Genomic DNA, 18,048 nt, shown 5'->3' with positions numbered 1-18,048 from the left:
GCCGAAAACGTGCGTCGGGCCGAGGGAGGGCGCGGGTGCGTCCGATGGATGAATTCGATCTTAGAGAAACGAAGGTGATGGCTTTGGTGAGTGATGGTGTGCGGCTCGGGGTGGCGGATGAGCTGCTGGGCCTGTTGAAGCGGACCGAGACGGAGCCGCGGCGGGATGATCAGCTGGATGCGCTGGCGCTGGCGGTGGCGGCGGATCTGCCGGTGTTGCTGTGGGGGGAGCCGGGGATCGGGAAGACCGCGGGGCTGATGCAGCTGGCAGCGGATCTGGGGCTGCCGTTGACGACGGTGATCGCCAGTGTGCACGAGCCGTCGGACTTCGCGGGGCTGCCGGTGGTGGGGGACGATCCGGCGGTGCGCGGCGTGGCGATGGCGCCGCCGGACTGGGCGGTGCGGCTGGTACGGGACGGGAAGGGACTGCTGTTCCTGGACGAGCTGTCGACGGCGCCGCCGGCGGTGCAGGCGGCGCTGCTGCGGGTGGTGCTGGAGCGGCGGGTGGGCGCGCTGACGCTGCCGGCCGGCGTGCGGATCGTGGCGGCGGCGAACCCCCGCGGGTCGGCGGCGGACGGCTGGGAGCTGAGCCCACCGCTGGCGAACCGGTTCGTCCATCTCCAGTGGACACACGATACGCAGGTGGTGGCGCGCGGGCTCGGTGGTGTCTGGCCGCGGGCGACGCTGCCGAGGCTGGATCCGGAGCGGTTGCCGGAGGCGTTGGCGTACGCGCGGCGCGCGCTGAGCACGTTCCTCACCGCGCGGCCGGGGCTGGTGCACCGGCTGCCCGGGTCCGAGCAGGTGCGCGGCGGCGCGTGGCCGTCGCCGCGGAGCTGGGAGATGACGCTGCGGCTGGTCGCCTTCGCGCGGGCCGCGGGCACCTCGCGGGACGTGCTGTCCATGCTGGTACGCGGCGCGGTCGGCGACGGACCGGGACTGGAACTGCTGGCGGGGCTGGACCGGCTCGACCTGCCGGACCCGGAGGCGGTGCTCGCCGACCCGGAGCACGCGCCGCTGCCGGAGCGCGGCGACCTGCGCCAGGCCGTGCTGGACGGCGTGGTCGCGGCGCTCGCGGACCGGCCGTCGCGCGTCCGGTGGGACGCGGCCTGGGCGGTGCTGGCCCGCGCGGCCGAGACCGGGCCGCCGGACCTGGTGGTGGTGCCGGCGACCGCGCTGGCCGCGCTGCGCCGCGCGGACTGGGACGTGCCCGCGCTGATCGACCGGCTGGCCGGCACGGTCGCGCTCTCCCGCCGGGCGGGTGCGGCCTGATGGACTACGACAAGCTGTACGCGGCCCGGCTGCTCGCCGCCCGGGAGCGGCCCTACCTGGCCACCGCGCTGTTCGCGCTGCGCGTGGTCGAGTCGCGGTCGGTGCCGACGATGGGCGTGGACCGGTACTGGCGGTGCTACGTGTCGCCCGCGTTCGTGGCCCGGCGGTCGCTGGTGGACCTGGCCGGCGTGTGGGTGCACGAGGTGTCCCACCTGCTGCGCGACCATCCCGGGCGGGGCGACGACTACGCGCGCCGGCACGGCGTGGACGGACCGGGCGAGCGGCTGCGGATGAACATCGCGGCGGACGCGGAGATCAACGATGACGTGTACGACGAGCGCCTCCCCGCGCCGGCCGACGCGGTGCTCCCCAGCTCGCTCGGCCTGGAGCCGGGGCAGGTGATGGAGTGGTACCTCGGCCGGTTCACGCTCGGCCCGCGCACCCAGGCGCACGCCTGGCTCGACTGCGGCGGCGGCGCGGACGGCCGCGACCGCGCGTGGGAACTCGGGGCGGCCGGCGCCCACGGGCTGACCGCGGCGGAACGGGAGGCGATCCGGTTCCGGGTGGCGCGCGGCCTGGTGGGCACGCCCGGCGAGGCGCCGGACGGCTGGCGGCGCTGGGCCGAGCGGGTGGTCCACCCGCCGCAGCCGTGGCGGGACCTGCTCGGCGCCGCGGTCCGGTCCGCGGCCACCACGGCGGGCGTGGGGGAGGACTACACGTACCAGCGGCCGGCCCGCCGCGCCGCGGGCGTGCCGGGCGTGGTGCTGCCCGCGCTGCGCCGCCGCCCGCCGACCGTGTGCGTGGTCGTCGACACGTCCGGCTCGGTCGCGGACCACGAACTGGGCAGCGCGCTGCTGGAGGTGGCCGCGATCGGGCGCGCGCTCGGCGGCCGGCGCGACCTGGTCACCGTGATGTCCTGCGACGCGGCCGTGAGCGCGGTGGGCCGGCTGTGCCGGGAGGAGGACATCCCGCTGGTCGGCGGCGGCGGTACGGACCTGCGCGAGGGCTTCGCCGCCGCGCTGAAACGGCGGCCGGACGTGATCGTGACGCTCACCGACGGACAGACGCCGTGGCCGTCCACCCGGCCGGCCGCGCGCACCGTGATCGGCCTGTTCTCCAGGCCGGCGCGGCGATGGGTGGAGACGCCACCGTGGGCGCGCGTGGTCCGGATCGGCTGACCGGCCGGGTACGCGTGGCGCCGAACACCATGAATGCGAGCGGTCACGGTACGGAGTCGTGTTTCCGTCGCGTTTCCCGTCCCGTCGCCCGCGCATGGCCTGGTCAGGGCTGCGTGGGACGCCGAGGGCTCTGCGTGAACGAGTGTGGTGGAAGCGTTGCTACAATGCCGCCTCCGTATATCGGGAGGCTTTTCATGCGGAACATTCCCATCATCATTGCCCTGGCGATCGTGGGCATTCTCGTCGGCTGGTGGCTGATGGGCCGGCTCCGCAAGCCTTCGGGCTCCGGCGCCGCGCCCACCGTCGCCAAGCCGCATTCTTCAGATACCCCGGATTCGGTCGTCGTCACGCCGGACCCGGCGTCGACGCCCGAGGCGGAGTCGTCGGCCGCCTCGGTCGAGGCCTCGGCCGCGGGGGCGAAGACGACGCCCGCGGCCGCGTCGTCCGGCGAGACCGCGACGGGTGAGACGGCGGCGCCGGCCGCCGACGCCGCGTCCGTCGCCGACCCGGCGACCGAGGTGGCGACGCCGTCGCTCGCGGTGGAGCCGGCCAAGACGTCGTCGTCCGACACCGACGCCGCCGTGAAGGGCGCGTCGTCCGGCGAGACCGGCGCAGCGGCATCGAGCACGTCGTCCGACTCCGCCGCTGCCACCTCGACCGCGGCGGACGGTGCGACGGTCGCGCCGGAGAAGGCCGCGCCGACGCCGGCGGAGACCACTGTGGCCGATACGGCGGCGGTGGCCGGGGAGCCGGCACCTACGTCGGCCGGGACGACGCCGGTCGTCACCCCGGCGACGTCCGGCGAGTCGGCGCCCGCGCGGGATGCGACGGCGGCGGTCGTGCAGGACGAGACGGCGGCGGCGCAGGAGGTCACGTCGGCTGAGACCACCGCGGTCAAGGCTCCGGCCGCCACCACGGAGACCGCGCCGGTTGCGGAGACCGCGCCGGTTGCGGAGACCGCGCCGGTTGCGGAGACGGCGCCGGTTGCGGACACCGCGCCGGTTGCGGAGGCGGCGCCGGTTGCGGACACCGCGCTGGTGGCGGCGCCCGCGCCGAGGAAGACCACCGCCGCGAAGAAGGCCGCGCCGGCCAAGCGGGCCACCCCGGCGAAGAAGGCCGCCCCCGCTACGAAGGCGACTCCCGCCGCGAAGGCGGCCTCGGCCGCGAAGGCGGCCTCGGCCGCGAAGGCGGCCTCGGCCGCGAAGGCGGCCTCGGCCGCGAAGGCGGCCTCGGCCGCGAAGGCGGCCTCGGCCGCGACACCGGCGGCTGCCGAGCCGACCACCTCGCCCGAGCCGGTCGCTGAGCCGGCCATCACCAAGGCGCCGGCGACGCCCGCGGCGGCGGAACCCGCGCCCGTCGCGGAACCCGCGATCACCACGGCGGTCGCGGAGCCCGCCATCACCACGCCGGTGGGGGAGACCACGGCGACCGCGCCGGAGCCGATCGTCGCCGCGGATCCGGAGCCCGTGGTCGCGCCGGCCGCGCCCGCCGCCGCGTCGGTCGACAACCTGACGAAGATCTCGGGTCTCGGCCCGAAGTCCGCGCAGGCGTTGCAGGCCGCCGGGATCACCACCTACGCCGAGCTGGCCGCCGCCGGTGAGGCCGGTGTCCGCGCGGCGCTGACCGCCGCCGGCATCCGCGCCACCGCCAGCGTCCCCAACTGGCCGGTCCAGGCGCGGCAGCTCGCCGACGAGAAGAACGCCAACGCCTGACCGAAGGAACGACCGCACCACGGCCGTCGCACGTGCCCCGGGCACGGCGGCGGCCGTTCCGCGTCCGGGCGCGGTAGCCCTCGCCCGAGCCGGTGGGCCCGACCGCGCCGGGGAGCCCGCCAGTGGCGAGACCGGCAGCTCTGCCGGAGGCGAAACCGGGAGCTCTGCCGGAGGCGAAACCGGGAGCTCTGCCGGAGGCGAAACTGGAAACTCTGCCGGAGGCGAAACTGGGAGCTCTGCCAGAGCGAGACCCGGGGCGCGCCCGAGACGGGACCTGGAGCCCGCCAGGGACGAGACCGGGAGTGGCAGGCAGCGGCGGCCCACGGCCCGCCGCGGAAACGCGCGGCGGGCCGCTCAGGCGGTCAGCGCAGGCGGCGGATGTCGCCGTACGCCCGGTAGAAGCCGCCGCGCGCCGCCTCCCGGATGCCCGAGACGACGTAGCGGGCGCCGGGCTCGCGGATGCCCTTCGGGAACTGGACCTGCCAGCTCTGGTGGTAGCCCGAGGAGACGACGCGGATGCGGAGGCGCCCGCCGTCCTCCACGCACTCCACCACCACGCCGCCGGCCGCGTCGGCCGGGTCGTGCACCACCTCGACCGTGGTGGACGGCGCGACCGTGGGCATCGCGGGCGGCGCCTTGACGTCGACCGCCTGCGGCAGCGTGCCGCCCATCGCGGCGCTGATCGCGGCCTCGCTGGCGTCGATGCAGGCCAGCGTGCCGTTGGTGGTGACGATGTAGAGGCGCTCGTCGTGGTACTGCATCGAGTATGCCGAGCCGCAGCCGGTGGCGAGCTTCCACAGCCGGGTGCCGCTGCTGTCGAAGCAGTAGACGGAGGACGAGCTGTCGCCGGCGAAGACGAAGCGGCCGTCCGGGGAGGCGGCGCAGGAGAAGACGGCGGCGTCGCACTGGTACGTCCGGTGGCGTGCGCCGTTCTTGTCCAGCTCGACGACCTGCCGCTGAGAGGTGCCCGCGTACAGCTTTCCGGGTTCCTGCCAGCCGAACAGCACCGCGCCGCGGGTGTCGGTGTGCCACAGCTCCGCGCCGGTGCGCCAGTCGTAGCTGGTCACGCCCGCGGAGTGGCCCTGGTGCACGGCGTCGGCGTCGCACCGGACCATCCAGGCGGAGCTGCCGCGGCCGGGGCGCTGCCAGAGGAACTCGTCCTCGTGGTCGATCGCGGAGATGCCGCCGCGCGCGTCGGAGACGCCGAGCACGCCGTCGTGGATGTCCAGCCAGTAGATGTCGATCTCGGGGGCGATCCGGTACGCCAGCCGCGGCACCTTGCCGGACAGGTCGTAGACGTTGCCGTCGTCGCAGCCCGCGTAGAGCCACCCGTCGTCGGCGACGATGCACTTCACGCCGTCCGGCAGGCGGAACTGGCGCAGCACCCGCGCGTCGTGGCCGAGCGTGGTGACCAGGCCGGCCTCGTTGCCCACCATGCACACGTCGTCGTCGACGAAGATGCCGAACGCGGCGCTGCCCGACGCGTAACGCCAGAGGATCGGCGCGGCGTGCGCGGTGGAGCGGGTGCTGACGATCTGCCGCCGGGTGACGGAGCGCTTCTGGCGGCCGCCGGGCACGGCCGGTGCGTATCCCTTGCGGACCTTCTCGCCGATCTTCTTGGACGCCTCCGCCCGCGCCTTGTCCTCGGTGGTGAACGACGATCGCTTCACCTGGCCGTGGTCCCCGATCCGTCCATAGCGGATGGTGACGTCCGTGCCGTCGACGGTCACCTCATAGAACTTGTGCGCGCTCCCGGAGTCCTCGGAGAGCTCGAGGTACGTCGTGTCGGCCGGCATCGGGAACCCTTTCGTCAAAGAACGTCGACGCCGCAGAACCTATCCAACGGGTACGACATTCTCCGCGCGCGGGCGGCCGCGTCCATTGCCAGAACGGGCCCGTTTAAACCTGCGTTTTGTCATGACTTCCCGTGCAGATAAGGCACGTGTCCCATGACTGGCAGCACTTCAGCAGCCCCCTGTCGATAGGCCACTCTGGTCGATGTCAACAGCCGAACGGCCGAGGGGGTTGAGATGGACGAGCGTTACGACTCGTACTGCGCTGTCGATCCGCTCTTCTACGACGCCCTCACCAACACCAAGGCCCGCACCACCGAGTACGGCGAGGACCTGATCCTCCCGGACGGCTGGAAGCGCGCACCGCAGCAGGACTGGACGGTCGTCGGCCCGGACGAGGACCCGTTGCCCCCGCAGGGTTGGAAGGTGCACATCTCCGCACGTCGCGAGGACGCGGCCGAGGTGCTCACCATCGTCTGGGACTACTGCACCACGCGTGGGATCGGGTTCAAGTTCCTGCGCGGCCCGCAGATGCTCCTCATGCGCAACAGCAAGTACGCCGGCCGGGGCAGTAGCGGCAAGTTCATCACCGTCTACCCGCACGACGACGCCGAGCTCGAGCAGGTCTGTGCCGACCTGTCCGCGCTGCTCGCCGGCCGGGAGGGCCCGTACATCCTCTCCGACCTGCGATACGGCGACGGCCCGGTCTACGTGCGGTACGGCGGCTTCGCGGCCCGCTACTGCCTCGACGACTCCGGCAAGGTGGTCCCCGCGATCGCGAACGCCACCGGCACGCTCGTCCCCGACCGCCGCGACCCGGTGTTCACCGTCCCGGAGTGGGTCGAGCTGCCCGCCTTCCTGCGCCCGCACCTCGAGGCGCGCGGCGCCGCGAAGGTCGCCTCCGTCCCGTACGCCATCGAGAAGGTTCTGCACTTCTCCAACGGCGGCGGGCTCTACACCGGACGGGACACGCGCACCGGCGACCGCGTGGTGCTCAAGGAGGCCCGCCCGCACGCCGGGCTGGACGCCACCGGTGCGGACGCGGTCACCCGCCTGCGCCGGGAACGCGACATGCTCCGCGCGCTCGCCGACGTGCCGCGGGTCGCCCGGGTGCACGACGAGTTCCGCCTCGGCGACCACGACTTCCTCGCACTGGACTTCATCGAGGGCGAGCCGCTCAACAAGGCGCTCGTCCGCCGGTACCCGCTCACCGGGCCGGACGCGACCGACGACGACCTGCGCACGTTCACGGACTGGGCGCTCGACGTGCACGCGCAGGTGGAACGCGTGATCCGGGAGATCCACCGGCGCGGCATCGTCTACGGCGACCTGCACCTGTTCAACGTGATGGTGGGCCCGGACGACCGGATCACGCTGCTCGACTTCGAGGCCGCCCGCGACATCGCGGAGGACGCCCGGCCGGCGCTGCGCAACCAGGCGTTCGCGGCGCCGCGCGACCGGACCGGCTTCGCGGTCGACGAGTACGCGCTGGCCTGCCTGCGACTCGCGCTGTTCCTGCCGCTCACCGCGGTGCTGCGCCTGGCGCCGGAGAAGGCCGCCCACTTCGCCTCGATCATCCGGTCCCGTTTCCCGGTCCCGGCCGAGTACACCGACGACGCGGTGCGGGTCATCCGCGGCGACGACGCGCCACCGGCCCCGCCGATCACGCTGGACCGCGACCGGATCGCCACCGGCATCCTGGCCACCGCCACGCCCACCCGCGAGGACCGGCTGTTCCCCGGCGACATCGAGCAGTTCCGCAGCGGCGGGCTGAGCCTCGGATACGGCGCCGCGGGCGTCCTGTGGACGCTGCACACCTGCGGAGCGGGCCGCTTCCCGGAGCACGAGCAGTGGCTCGCCGACCGGGTCGCGCCACCGCCGTCCGGCAGCCGGCTCGGGCTCTGGGACGGGCTGCACGGCGTGGCGTTCGCGCTGGACGCGCTCGGCCGCACCGGCGAGGCCCGCGACCTGCTGGACATCTGCCTCGGCGAACCCTGGCGCGACCTGAACCACGACCTGGTCAGCGGCCTGGCCGGCGTCGGCCTGAGCCTGGACCGGTTCGGCGAGCGGGCCGCCGCCGACGAGGTGGTCTCGCTGCTGGCGGACCGGCTCGACGCGGCGCCGCCGCCCGCGGACATCAGCGGCAGGTCGCACCCGCACGCGGGTCTGACGCGCGGCTGGAGCGGCCCGGCGATGCTGTTCCTGCGCCGGTACGAGACCACGCGCGACCCGGCGCTGCTCGACCTCGCCGCCCGCGCGCTCGACCGGGACCTGCACGCCTGCGTGCTCACCGACGACGGCGCGATGCACGTGAACGAGGGCTGGCGGACCATGCCGTACCTCGCGCACGGCAGCGCCGGCATCGGCATCGCGCTCGACCGCTACCTGCGGCACGCGCCCTCGGAGCGGTTCCGGGACGCGTCCGACGCGATCAGCCGCGCGGCCCGGTCCCCGTTCTACGCACAGTCCGGGCTGTTCGCCGGGCGCGCCGGGATCGTCGCCTACCTCGCCTCGCGGGTCGGCGCCGGCATCGTCGCGGACGCGCCGGAGCTCGCCCGGCAGGCCGGCGCGCTGGTCTGGCACGCGCTGCCGTACGGCGACCACCTGGCCTTCCCCGGCGAGCAGCTGCTGCGGCTCTCCACCGACGTGGCCACCGGGTCCGCGGGCGTGCTGCTCGCGCTCACCATGGCCCGCGACCCCGAGGGCACGGCACTGCCGCTGCTCGCACCGACCACCACCGCCGATGCGCCCGCGCCACGCACGGCCGTACCCGCCGGAGCACCGGCATGAGACTTCCGGCGCGCGGAAGAAGGAACAGTCACCCGTCAGAACGACAGAGAGAGAAGGTGTTGAGCATGACGCTGCTCGACCTCCAGGGCATGCACATCGAGGACTCCACCGACGGTGGCGGCGGCAGCCAGGCCAGCCTGCTGCTCTGCGGCGACAGCTCGCTGAGCGTCACCACCTGTAACTGAGTGTTTTTCAACCTGGTCCCAACCCCGGTACACCCGACCCCGGGCAGTGTGGGCGAGGCGTTGACCCGGTAACCAGGTTGAAAAAGACTCATCGAGCTTAGGCTCACGCACCACCCACACCTGGTCCTGCCCCGGCGCGGTACATGCGCCGGGGCGGGCCCATATCCGCCGGAGCGTGGTGGCATGACGAACCGCATCCTGCTCGGCTGCGTGCGCGCGGCCGGCGGCCACGCGGTCGTGCTGGCGGTCGCGTCGGTCACCGGCGCCGTCGCCGCGCTGCTCATCCCCGCCGCGATCGGCCGCACCGTCGACGCCGTGCTGGCCCGCGACCCCGGCTCCTGGATCGCCGTCACCGCCGCGCTGGTCGTCACGGCCGCGCTGGCCGACGTGCTCGCCGGGCTGGCCACCGCCACCGGCACCGCCCGGGCCACCGCCCACCTGCGCCACGCGCTGCTCGCCCGGATCTTCGCGCTCCCGCACCCGATCGGGCGCCCGGCCGGCGACCTCGTCTCCCGGCTCGGCGCTCAGGCCGCCGACGCCGGCTCCGCGGTCGGCGCCACCGTCGGCGGGCTCGTCTCCGTGCTGCCGCCGATCGGCAGCCTGATCGCGCTTGCGCTCATCGACCCGTGGCTCGCGGTCGCGCTCGTCGCCGGGCTGCTGCTGCTCACCGCGCTGCTGCGCGGGTTCGTGGTCAGCGCGTCCGAGTCCGCGCGCGGCTACCAGCGCGTCCAGGGCGCCATCGCGGCGCTGCTGGCCGAGGCGATGGCCGGCGCGCGCACGATCGCGTCGGCCGGCACCGCGGAGACCGAGATCCGCCGCGTGCTGCGCCCGCTGCCCGAACTGGGCACGCACGGCCGGGGCACCTGGGCCGCGCTCGCGGTCGCGGCCGGTCGTACCGCGCTGCTCGCGCCGCTCACCCAGATCGCCGTGGTCGCGGTGGCCGGCGTGCTGCTCGCCGCCGGCCGGATCACGCCCGGCGAGCTGACCGCGGCGCTGCAGTACGCGGCGCTCGGCGCCGGCCTCGGCGCGATCCTGGGCACGCTCAACCGCCTGGTCCGCGCGCGCAGCGGGGCCGCCCGCGCCGCCGAGATCATCGCGGAACGGCCGCGCGGGTACGGCACCCTCGGGCTGCCGGACCCGCCGCGCGCGGCGTTCCGGTTCCCGGTGATCCCCGGCGCCTCCCGGCTGCCGGTCGTGCCCGGCACGCTGCGGCTGGAGGGCGTCACGGTCCGGGCCGCGGACGGCCGCGCGCTGCTGGACCGGATCACGCTGACCGTGCCGGCCGGGGCCACGCTCGCGGTCGTCGGCCGGTCCGGCTCCGGCAAGTCCACGCTCGCGGCCGTCGCCGGGCGGCTGCGCGACCCGGACGAGGGCACGGTACGGCTCGACGGCGTGCCGCTGGCCGCGCTGGCCCGGGACGCGCTCGCGGCCGCGGTCGGCTACGGCTTCGAGCGCCCCGCGCTGGCCGGCCGTACCGTGGGCGACGCGATCGCGATGGGCCGCGACCCGGCGTTCGTGGCCGAGGCCGCGCGCGTCGCCGCGATCGACGACTACGTCCGGCGGCTGCCCCGGGGATACGACACCCCGCTCGCGGACGCGCCGATGTCCGGCGGCGAGGCGCAGCGGCTCGGGCTGGCCCGCGCGCTGCACGGCGGCCGGCTGCTGGTGCTCGACGACGCCTCGTCCAGTGTGGATAGTGTGACGGAGGCGCGGATCGGCGCGGCGCTGACCCGGCACGCGGCCGGCGTCACCCGCGTCGTGGTCACCCACCGCCCGGCCACGGCCGCGCGCGCCGACCTGGTCGCCTGGCTGGACGGTGGCCGGCTGCGCGGCTGCGCCCCGCACCGCGAGCTCTGGTGCGACGCCGGCTATCGCGCGGTCTTCTCGGCGGGCGGCACCTGATGGGCGCCGCCACCCGGTACACCGTCCGGGAGCTGTGGCGGGACCGGCGCGCGGTCACCGGCCTGGCCGTCTGGTCGCTGGTCGAGACCGCGCCCGCGCTGATCAGCGGCTACGCCACCGCCCGCGCGCTGGACGACGGCTTCCTGGCCGGCGACGTGACCACCGGTCTGGCCTGGCTCGGCGGCTACGCGCTGGCCGCGGGCGCCGGCGCGCTCGGGGCGCGGGGTGCGTACCGGCGGCTCGGCGACGTGGTGGAGCCGTTCCGCGACCGGCTGGTGCGCTGGGTGGTGACGGACGCGCTGCGCGGCGCCGCCCGGCCGGACCGCGCGGCCGTGGCCCGGATGACCCGCCAGGTCGAGGTGGTCCGGGACACGCTCGCCGGGCTGCTCACCACCGTGCGCGGCTTCGCCTTCAGCCTGCTCGCCGCGATCGCCGGGCTGGTCGCGCTGGCGCCGGTGCTGGCCGCGCTCGTCGCCGTACCGCTGCTGCTCGGTCTGGGTCTGTTCGCCGCGCTGCTGCCGCGCCTGGCCGCGCGGCAACTGTCCTACGCGCGGGCGGACGAGGACCTGGCCGCGACCGCGGAGCCGATGCTGCGCGCGCACCGCGACGTGACCGCGGCCGGCGCCGGCCGGTGGGCGGGCGGCGTGGTCTCGGACGCGGTCGAGGCGCAGTCCCGGGCGGAGCGCGCGCTCGGCACGGCCGGTGCGCTGCGCGGCGCCTGCCTCGCGATCGGCGGCTGGGGACCGCTGGTGGTGCTGCTCGCCGCCGCCCCATGGCTGGTCGGCCGCGGGATCGGCGCGGGCGCGCTGCTCGGCGCCATGGTCTACGTGCGGCAGGGGCTGGTGCCCGCGCTGCACCTGCTGATGACCGGGCTCGCCACCGGCGGGCTGCGCTACGGCATCACGCTGCGGCGCATCCTGGTCCGGCCCGCGCCCGAGCACCACGAGGTGGCCCCGCCCGCGCACGGGCTGCTGCGTATGCGCGACGTGACGTTCCGGTACGGCCCGGCCGCCGCGCCCGTGCTGGACCGCTTCGACCTGGACGTGGAGGACGGCGAGCATCTGGTCATCGTGGGCGCCAGCGGCATCGGCAAGTCCACGCTGGCCGCGCTGATGGCCGGGCTGATCGCGCCGCAGCACGGCGAGGTGCGCTGCGCCGCCCGGGTGCTGCTGCCGCAGGAGGCGTACGTGTTCACCGGCACCGTGCTGGAGAACCTGCGCTACCTGGCCCCGTCCGCGCCGGTGCTGCGCGGGATCGCCGCGCTCGGCGCCTGGCCGCTCATCGACCGGCTCGGCGGCCTGGACGGCATGATCGACCCGGCCACGCTGTCGGCCGGCGAGAAGCAGCTGATCGCCCTGGTCCGCGCGTACGTCTCAGCCGCGCCGCTGGCCATCCTGGACGAGGCCACCTGCCACCTCGACCCGGCCACCGAGGCGCGCGTGGAGGCCGCGTTCGCCGCCCGGCCCGGCGCGCTGATCGTCATCGCGCACCGGCTCAGCTCCGCCGCCCGCGGCCGGCACGTGCTGCTCTTCGACGGCGCCCGGCCGGTGCTCGGCACCCACGCCGGGCTACTGGCCACGTCCGAGTCCTACCAGGACCTGTCAGATCCAGCCCTTCTCCTTGGCGAAGTGGATCGCCTCGATCCGGTTGCGTGCGCCGGTCTTCGCGATGATCCGGGAGAGGTGGTTGCGCACCGTGCCGGGGGAGAGTGACATCGTGCGCGCGATCTCCTTGACCGGCGAGCCGAGCGCCGCCACCTCCAGCACCCGCAGCTCCCGCTCGGTCAGCGGTGTGGTCGGCGTCAGCGCGGCGACCAGCAGGTCCGCGTCGATCACCGGCTCGCCCGCGGCCAGCCGGCGCACCGCCTCCACCACCCGCTCCGGCGACGCGGTCTGCGCCAGGAACCCGATCGACGGCGGCACCGCCGCGATCTGACTGCCGACCCCCGGCCGGCGCGGGTCCACCAGTACCAGGATCTTGCTGTCCGGCAGTTCCGAGTGTGCCGCCCGGGCCGCGCCGGCCGGGTCCTTACCCGGCCCGTTGAGCAGTTCGAGATCGAGCACGGTCACGTCCGGCGCGTCCGAGCGCACCGCCGCGATCGTGGACTCGACCGCGTCGCGCTCCGCGATGACGTCCATGTCCGGGTGCGTGGACAACACGTATTTCAACGCACCGCGCAGCAGCCCCTGCGGCATTGCCAGCAGAATGCGCACCACGTCCGTGCCCCTTATCGACAGATCGACACAACCGTTTAACCACATGGCAATACCCGTGCACATTGAAGCACAGTCACAACACGGACACCGGGTTCGGACTCGTGGGTAACTCGTATGCGCGACTGTCGGATGGCCGTCTCCGGCCGGGCCGTTTAGTTTCGGCCCGGCCGTTGACCTGCCCAAATTCCTCAGATCCAGCCGGCCTCCTCCGCGAGCCGGGCCGCTTCGAGACGATTTCTGCAGTTTAGTTTCCGTACCACAGAAGATAGATAGTTCCGAATTGTTCCTTCGGACAGAAAAAGTTCGGCCGCAATCGCGGCGCTCGGCATCCCGCGCGCGGCGAGCCGCAGCACGTCCCGCTCGCGCGCCGACAGCGGATTGTTCATCGCCGCCAGCGTGGCCAGCGCCGTGCCCGGGTGAATCATCCGCTCGCCGCGCCCGACCCGCCGGATCAGGTCCACCAGCTCCGCCGGCGGCTGCTCCCGCGACGCGAACCCGCGCGCGCCCGCCGCCAGCGCCTGCCGCAGCGCGTGCGGCGTGTGCCGGCCGGTCAGCGCCACCACCGCGCACTCCGGCAGCTCCGCCACCAGCAGCCGCACCGTCCGCAGCCCGTGCCGCCCCGGCCCGTCCAGATCCACCACGATCACATCCGGCCGGATCTTGTGCGCCGCGGTCAGCGCCTCACCGTCGTCACCTCCCACGGAGGTCACGTCCAGCTCCGTGGAGAGCACCGCATGCAGGGATTCCCGCAGCAGCACATGGTTAGAGAAGATCATCGTGCGTATCACGTCGTCGCTCCCATTCACGCCTCACACCGGCCGTTGACGCGCCGGTCCGAATCTCGTCAGGCGGGACCGGTCACGGCCTGTGTCGCTGGCCGTGACCGGTGGGAACGATCATCCGGGCGAGTCGGGAACCTCGATCACGCGCGAGTCGCGATGCTGATCGGCCGGGCGCGCCGCGCGTACCGCGCACCCATCGACCACGGCGGCCCTCACCACCGCGTCCGCCTGCGGCGAACTCGGCGCATCGCCGGTCCGGAGAACCCCGTGCGCCGGTCCCGAGCCCGCGTCGCCCGGTTCCGGCCCGGCCGGGCCGTTCTTCCCGGAATCATCAGCCGGTACGTCGCTGTCCGCACCCGCCGCCCCAGCCACCCGGACCGGGGGACAGGCCGGACCACCGCGCGCCCCGCGCGCTCTCTCGACCCGCTCGACCGCGACGGCCCGCGGAGCCGGGGGGCCGATGATCGTCTGCTGCGTGGCACTCGCCGCGGCGATGCCGGCCGCCGTCCGGTCGGCGGCCGGTTGCCGTAGGGCGGGTGCGGTGGCCGTCGTCATCGCGGCCCGGTCCGTCACCTCGGGGTGCGTCGCCGTCGCCGCGTGCCCGGTCATCGCCCGGTAGGCCACCGTGGCGGCCTGGGCGTTCCTCGCGGCTTGCGCGGCCATCGCGTCCATCGTCGCTCTGGCCGCCTCGACGGCCCGCGCTGTCATGACGGCGTGGGCGTCCATCGCGGCTCGCGCCGCCGTCGCCGCTCGCCCGGCCATCGCGGCCATCGCGGCTCGGCCCACCCGCGCTGCCGTCACGACATCGGCCGTCGTCGCGGCGATCGCGGCCGTCACGGCTCGGACCGTCGTCGCGGCGACCGCGGCGTGCGTGGCCGTCACGGCTCGGACCGTCGTCGCGGCGACCGCGGCGTGCGTGGCCGTCACGGCTCGGGTCGTCGTGGCGGTGATCGCGGCGTGCGTGGCCGTCACGACTGGGGCCGTCGTGGCGGTGATCGCGGCGTGCGTGGCCGTCACGGCTCGGGTCGTCGTGGCGGTGATCGCGGCGTGCGTGGCCGTCACGACTGGGGCCGTCGTGGCGGTGATCGCGGCGTGCGTGGTCGTCACGGCTCGGGTCGTCGTGGTGGTGAGTGCGGCGTGCGTGGCCGTCGCGGGCCCGATTGTCACGAGCCGATCAGCGGGCGTCGGCGTTCTGATCGCGCCGATGGTGTCGACGGCGACCTCCACCGCGGGAGCGGCGGGAACGCCGGCCGGCGACACGACGGACCGCACCACCCGCTCAACCGGTGTCGCGACGGTCTCCGGCACCGGTGCCGCGTCGTCGATCACCGATCCGGCCGGCTCCACGGCGATCCCGGCCACCGGCGCCGGGAGTGCGGTGGCCGCGGTGAGCGCCGGTTCTACCGCTGCCGCTGCTGCCAGCACCGGCCCGGCCGGTGGAACCACCGTCTCGATCGCCGGTCCCGGGGCCGTCGTGGTCTCGGCGCCGGCCGGCTCCGCCACGGCCTCGACCACCGCCGTGACCGGTTCTACCGCTTCCGCTGCTGCCGGCACCGGCCCGGCCGGTGGAACCACCGTCTCGATCGCCGGTCCCGGGGCCGTCGTGGTCTCGGCGCCGGCCGGCTCCGCCACGGCCTCGGCCACCGCCGTGAGCGGCGTGACGGCGTCGATGGTCACCGGCGCGGGTGGTCCGGTGCCGGTGGCCGGGACATCCGTGGCGACCCCGACCGCCGTGAGGTCCGGGTCGGGGTTCGGCTCGTCTCCCGCCGCATCCATGTCCGCGGCAGCCTCGGCCTCGGGGGCCGGTCCATCGTCGATCGAGGCGTCCCCGACGACACCGGAATCCGCGGCCGTCCAGTTCTCCCCGAGGTCCGGCACCGTGGCCGGCTCGGCGGCGGGAGGCACAGCGTCCGTGACGCCCGGCCGGCTGTGGGGAACATGCTGCGCCGCCGTCCCAGCGCGTCCAGGTGCCGGGGCCGCGGCCCGTTCCAGGCCGGGATTCGGGGCCGCGGGTTCTTCCTGGCCGGGGTCTGGAATCCAAGCCGTGGCCTCCGCCGGGTCGGGAACCGGAGCCGGGGCCACATCCGCGGCGGGATCGGACATCGTCGCCGGCTCGGCCGTCGCCGGCTCGGCCGTCGCCGCCGGCGTGTCGTCGCTACCCGGTGGCGCGGTCTCCGGAAGCCCGGCGGCCTCCGCCACGCCGTCCACGAGCTCACCGACCGTAGTACCCGCATCGGCACCGAAACCCGGAGCGGCCTGCGCGGACGACGGGGAGAGGAGCAGCAGGAAGAGGGCCGCGGCGGCGGAGCCGAGGGCGGTCAGGGCGAGCCTGAGCAGCAGGCGGGTCGCCTGGGGTCTGCGCCGGCTTCGGCCGTCCATTCCTCTCCCGGTAGAAATCGATGCTGCTCAGCCGAACGTAGCAGTGCCTGCACATGATCGCAGCGTGACCGCAAGCAGCGCATGATCGACGTCCACCGGCCCTGGCCGGCCAAGCCAAGATCGACCAGACTCGGTGGGAGGAGAGAGGCGGGTGCGACATGGGGCCGCAGGACTACGACTACTCACCGTGGCTGTACGCGGCCGAGGCCGACGACGACGCCCGCGCGCGCCAGCTCGCGTACCAGCGGGATCTCGGCGGCGAGATCGGCGCCGGCTGCTTCGTGTCCGAGCACGCGTCGGTCCGCAACGACGAGCTGCGGCTCGGCGATCGCAGTTACGTCGCGGCCGGCGCCTACCTGACCGGTCGGCTGCGCACCGGGCGGGACTGCTCGATCAACCCCTACACCGTGGTGCGCGGGAATGTCACCCTCGGCAACGCGGTACGGATCGGCGCGCACACCTCGATCCTGGCGTTCAACCACACGATGGACGATCCGGACGTGGAGGTGTTCCGGCAGCCGCTCACCAGCAAGGGAATCACGGTCGGCGACGACGTGTGGATCGGCTCGCACGTGGTGATCCTGGACGGCGTGCAGGTCGGCGACCGCAGCGTGCTGGCGGCCGGCGCGATCGTCACCAAGGACGTGCCCGCGGGCGCGGTCGTCGGCGGCAACCCGGCCCGCGTACTCCGCTGGCGCGTCCCCGCGCTCCGCCCGCCGGAACCGGGCGACGACCTCGCCACCGCGGTCGCGACCTTCGCCGGGCGCGCCCGTGAGCAGGCCGCCGACGTGCTGGCCCGCTGCTGGGACGCCGACCGCGGCCTGTTCACGGACAAACCCGAGGACCCGCCGACGGTACGGGCACAGTGCGACGCGATCGAGATAGCGGACCTGCTGCTCGGCCGCGCCCCGGACCAGCTGCCCGCGGCGGAGCAGGCCGACCGCCTGCGCGGCTGGCAGGACCCGCGGACCGGACTCGTGCCGGAGTTCGGCCGTACCCCCGAGAGCGTGCTCTTCGACGAGCACGGCGGCTATCACGTGCTGTCCGTCGGGTACGCGCTGGACCTGCTCGGCAGCGAGTTTCCCGAGCCGGTCCGGGCGGTGGCCGAGGCGACCGCCGCCATCGTCGTCGACGGTTTGGAGCGGCAGCCGTGGCGCACGCACGCGTGGCACGCCGGCGCCTGGGTGGACGCGCTCGGCACCGCGCTGCACTGGAACGCGCGCAAGGGCATCGCCGGTCCACAGGAGACGCTCGTGGGCTGGCTGCTGATGCGCGCCGATTCGCGCACCGGCATGTGGGGCGAGCCCGCCCCCGCGGACGGCCTGCTGCAACTCGTGAACGGCTTCTACCGCGCGTCCCGCGGGACGTTCGCGCAGTGGGGCCTGCCCGTTCCGTACCCCGAAAGGGTTGTGGACACGGTGTTGCGGCACGCCCGGGATGCGCGCTTCTTCCGCCCCGAGCGCCAGAACGCCTGCAACGTCCTGGACGTCGCGCATCCACTGTGGCTGACCCGTGCCTCAGGCTACCGCGCGGCCGAGGTCACCGCGCTCGCCACGACCCTGCTCCGCGACGCCCTCACCCACTGGACCGACGGCGCCGGCTTCGGCTTCCAGGCCCCCCGTTCCACGACTCGCGGCGACCGCGCCACCGTCCCGGGCCTGCAGGGCACGGAGATGTGGCTCGCCCTCATCCACCTCCTCGCCGACCTCGCGGGCGTGGCCCCCAGCCTCGGCTACCGCCCCCGCGGCGTCCACCGCCCGGAACCGGCCGCGTGAACGGTGGGGCGGCTCGTGGTGTCCGGGCCGCCGCGGCGGGCGGGAACGGGGCGAACCGCACTCCCGCC

General features: G+C 74.8%; 12 protein-coding genes. 8 read left to right on the top strand and 4 right to left on the bottom strand.

All coding sequences use genetic code 11. From position 1 onward, the window contains the following. Window positions 1–86: 86 nt before the first annotated feature. The 3 genes from J2S41_RS22690 (at window position 87) to J2S41_RS22680 (ending at window position 4,158) form a co-directional block, all read left to right on the top strand. Complete coding sequence (locus J2S41_RS22690; RefSeq protein WP_310370266.1) at window positions 87–1,268, top strand: AAA family ATPase; 1,182 nt, start codon at window positions 87–89, stop codon at window positions 1,266–1,268. Continuing rightward, the gene (locus J2S41_RS22685; RefSeq protein ID WP_310370264.1) at window positions 1,268–2,446 is read left to right on the top strand and encodes a vWA domain-containing protein; all 1,179 of its coding nucleotides are present in this window, start codon (window positions 1,268–1,270) and stop codon (window positions 2,444–2,446) included. Before J2S41_RS22690 ends, J2S41_RS22685 begins: the two co-directional genes overlap by 1 nt. Window positions 2,447–2,580: 134 nt before the next feature. Next, entirely contained in the window at window positions 2,581–4,158 is a 1,578-nt protein-coding gene (locus J2S41_RS22680) for a helix-hairpin-helix domain-containing protein (RefSeq protein ID WP_310370262.1), read from the top strand. Window positions 4,159–4,520: 362 nt separating this feature from the next. Here J2S41_RS22680 and J2S41_RS22675 read toward each other — a convergent pair whose 3' ends face one another. Then, on the bottom strand, window positions 4,521–5,954 hold the full coding sequence (locus J2S41_RS22675; protein WP_310370261.1) for a WGR domain-containing protein: 1,434 nt from the start codon (window positions 5,952–5,954) through the stop codon (window positions 4,521–4,523). Window positions 5,955–6,188: 234 nt separating this feature from the next. Between J2S41_RS22675 and lanKC the strand changes: the two genes are divergently transcribed. The 4 genes from lanKC (at window position 6,189) to J2S41_RS22655 (ending at window position 12,540) form a co-directional block, all read left to right on the top strand. Further along, window positions 6,189–8,741 carry a class III lanthionine synthetase LanKC gene (lanKC, locus tag J2S41_RS22670; RefSeq protein WP_310370260.1) on the top strand — a complete coding sequence of 851 codons (2,553 nt, stop codon included), beginning with the start codon at window positions 6,189–6,191 and terminating at the stop codon, window positions 8,739–8,741. Between the two features lie 65 nt (window positions 8,742–8,806). Continuing rightward, the gene (locus tag J2S41_RS22665; RefSeq protein ID WP_310370259.1) at window positions 8,807–8,926 is read left to right on the top strand and encodes a SapB/AmfS family lanthipeptide; all 120 of its coding nucleotides are present in this window, start codon (window positions 8,807–8,809) and stop codon (window positions 8,924–8,926) included. Between the two features lie 183 nt (window positions 8,927–9,109). Then, the gene (locus tag J2S41_RS22660) at window positions 9,110–10,828 is read left to right on the top strand and encodes an ATP-binding cassette domain-containing protein (RefSeq protein WP_310370257.1); all 1,719 of its coding nucleotides are present in this window, start codon (window positions 9,110–9,112) and stop codon (window positions 10,826–10,828) included. Next, a complete protein-coding gene (locus J2S41_RS22655) occupies window positions 10,783–12,540 on the top strand; it encodes an ATP-binding cassette domain-containing protein (protein WP_310370255.1) in 1,758 nt (585 codons plus the stop codon). The genes J2S41_RS22660 and J2S41_RS22655 overlap by 46 nt, the downstream gene beginning before the upstream one ends. Here J2S41_RS22655 and J2S41_RS22650 read toward each other — a convergent pair. The 3 genes from J2S41_RS22650 to J2S41_RS22640 all read right to left on the bottom strand — a co-directional run bounded on the left by J2S41_RS22650 (window position 12,430) and on the right by J2S41_RS22640 (window position 16,205). Further along, the gene (locus tag J2S41_RS22650; protein ID WP_310370253.1) at window positions 12,430–13,044 is read right to left on the bottom strand and encodes a response regulator transcription factor; all 615 of its coding nucleotides are present in this window, start codon (window positions 13,042–13,044) and stop codon (window positions 12,430–12,432) included. The two genes, J2S41_RS22655 and J2S41_RS22650, sit on opposite strands and share 111 nt — an antisense overlap. A gap of 188 nt (window positions 13,045–13,232) precedes the next feature. After that, entirely contained in the window at window positions 13,233–13,820 is a 588-nt protein-coding gene (locus tag J2S41_RS22645; protein WP_310370252.1) for a LuxR C-terminal-related transcriptional regulator, read from the bottom strand. Window positions 13,821–13,940: 120 nt separating this feature from the next. Continuing rightward, entirely contained in the window at window positions 13,941–16,205 is a 2,265-nt protein-coding gene (locus tag J2S41_RS22640) for a hypothetical protein (protein ID WP_310370250.1), read from the bottom strand. Between the two features lie 158 nt (window positions 16,206–16,363). On the opposite strand from J2S41_RS22640, the gene J2S41_RS22635 reads away from it, so the two are divergent. Next, complete coding sequence (locus J2S41_RS22635) at window positions 16,364–17,980, top strand: acyltransferase (RefSeq protein ID WP_310370249.1); 1,617 nt, start codon at window positions 16,364–16,366, stop codon at window positions 17,978–17,980. Window positions 17,981–18,048 lie beyond the last annotated feature (68 nt).

Origin of the sequence: Catenuloplanes atrovinosus (assembly GCF_031458235.1) — a bacterium.
Taxonomy (GTDB): domain Bacteria; phylum Actinomycetota; class Actinomycetes; order Mycobacteriales; family Micromonosporaceae; genus Catenuloplanes; species Catenuloplanes atrovinosus.
This window is presented reverse-complemented; position numbering and strand designations above follow the sequence as displayed.

Excerpts from the sequence above, each read along its gene's own strand:
- J2S41_RS22685 (WP_310370264.1), top strand. The coding sequence starts at position 1,268 with ATGGACTACGACAAGCTGTACGCGGCCCGGCTGCTCGCCGCCCGGGAG.
- J2S41_RS22675 (WP_310370261.1), bottom strand. The coding sequence starts at position 5,954 with ATGCCGGCCGACACGACGTACCTCGAGCTCTCCGAGGACTCCGGGAGC.
- lanKC (WP_310370260.1), top strand. The coding sequence starts at position 6,189 with ATGGACGAGCGTTACGACTCGTACTGCGCTGTCGATCCGCTCTTCTAC.
- J2S41_RS22665 (WP_310370259.1), top strand. The coding sequence starts at position 8,807 with ATGACGCTGCTCGACCTCCAGGGCATGCACATCGAGGACTCCACCGAC.
- J2S41_RS22660 (WP_310370257.1), top strand. The coding sequence starts at position 9,110 with ATGACGAACCGCATCCTGCTCGGCTGCGTGCGCGCGGCCGGCGGCCAC.
- J2S41_RS22645 (WP_310370252.1), bottom strand. The coding sequence starts at position 13,820 with ATGATCTTCTCTAACCATGTGCTGCTGCGGGAATCCCTGCATGCGGTG.
- J2S41_RS22640 (WP_310370250.1), bottom strand. The coding sequence starts at position 16,205 with ATGGACGGCCGAAGCCGGCGCAGACCCCAGGCGACCCGCCTGCTGCTC.
- J2S41_RS22635 (WP_310370249.1), top strand. The coding sequence starts at position 16,364 with ATGGGGCCGCAGGACTACGACTACTCACCGTGGCTGTACGCGGCCGAG.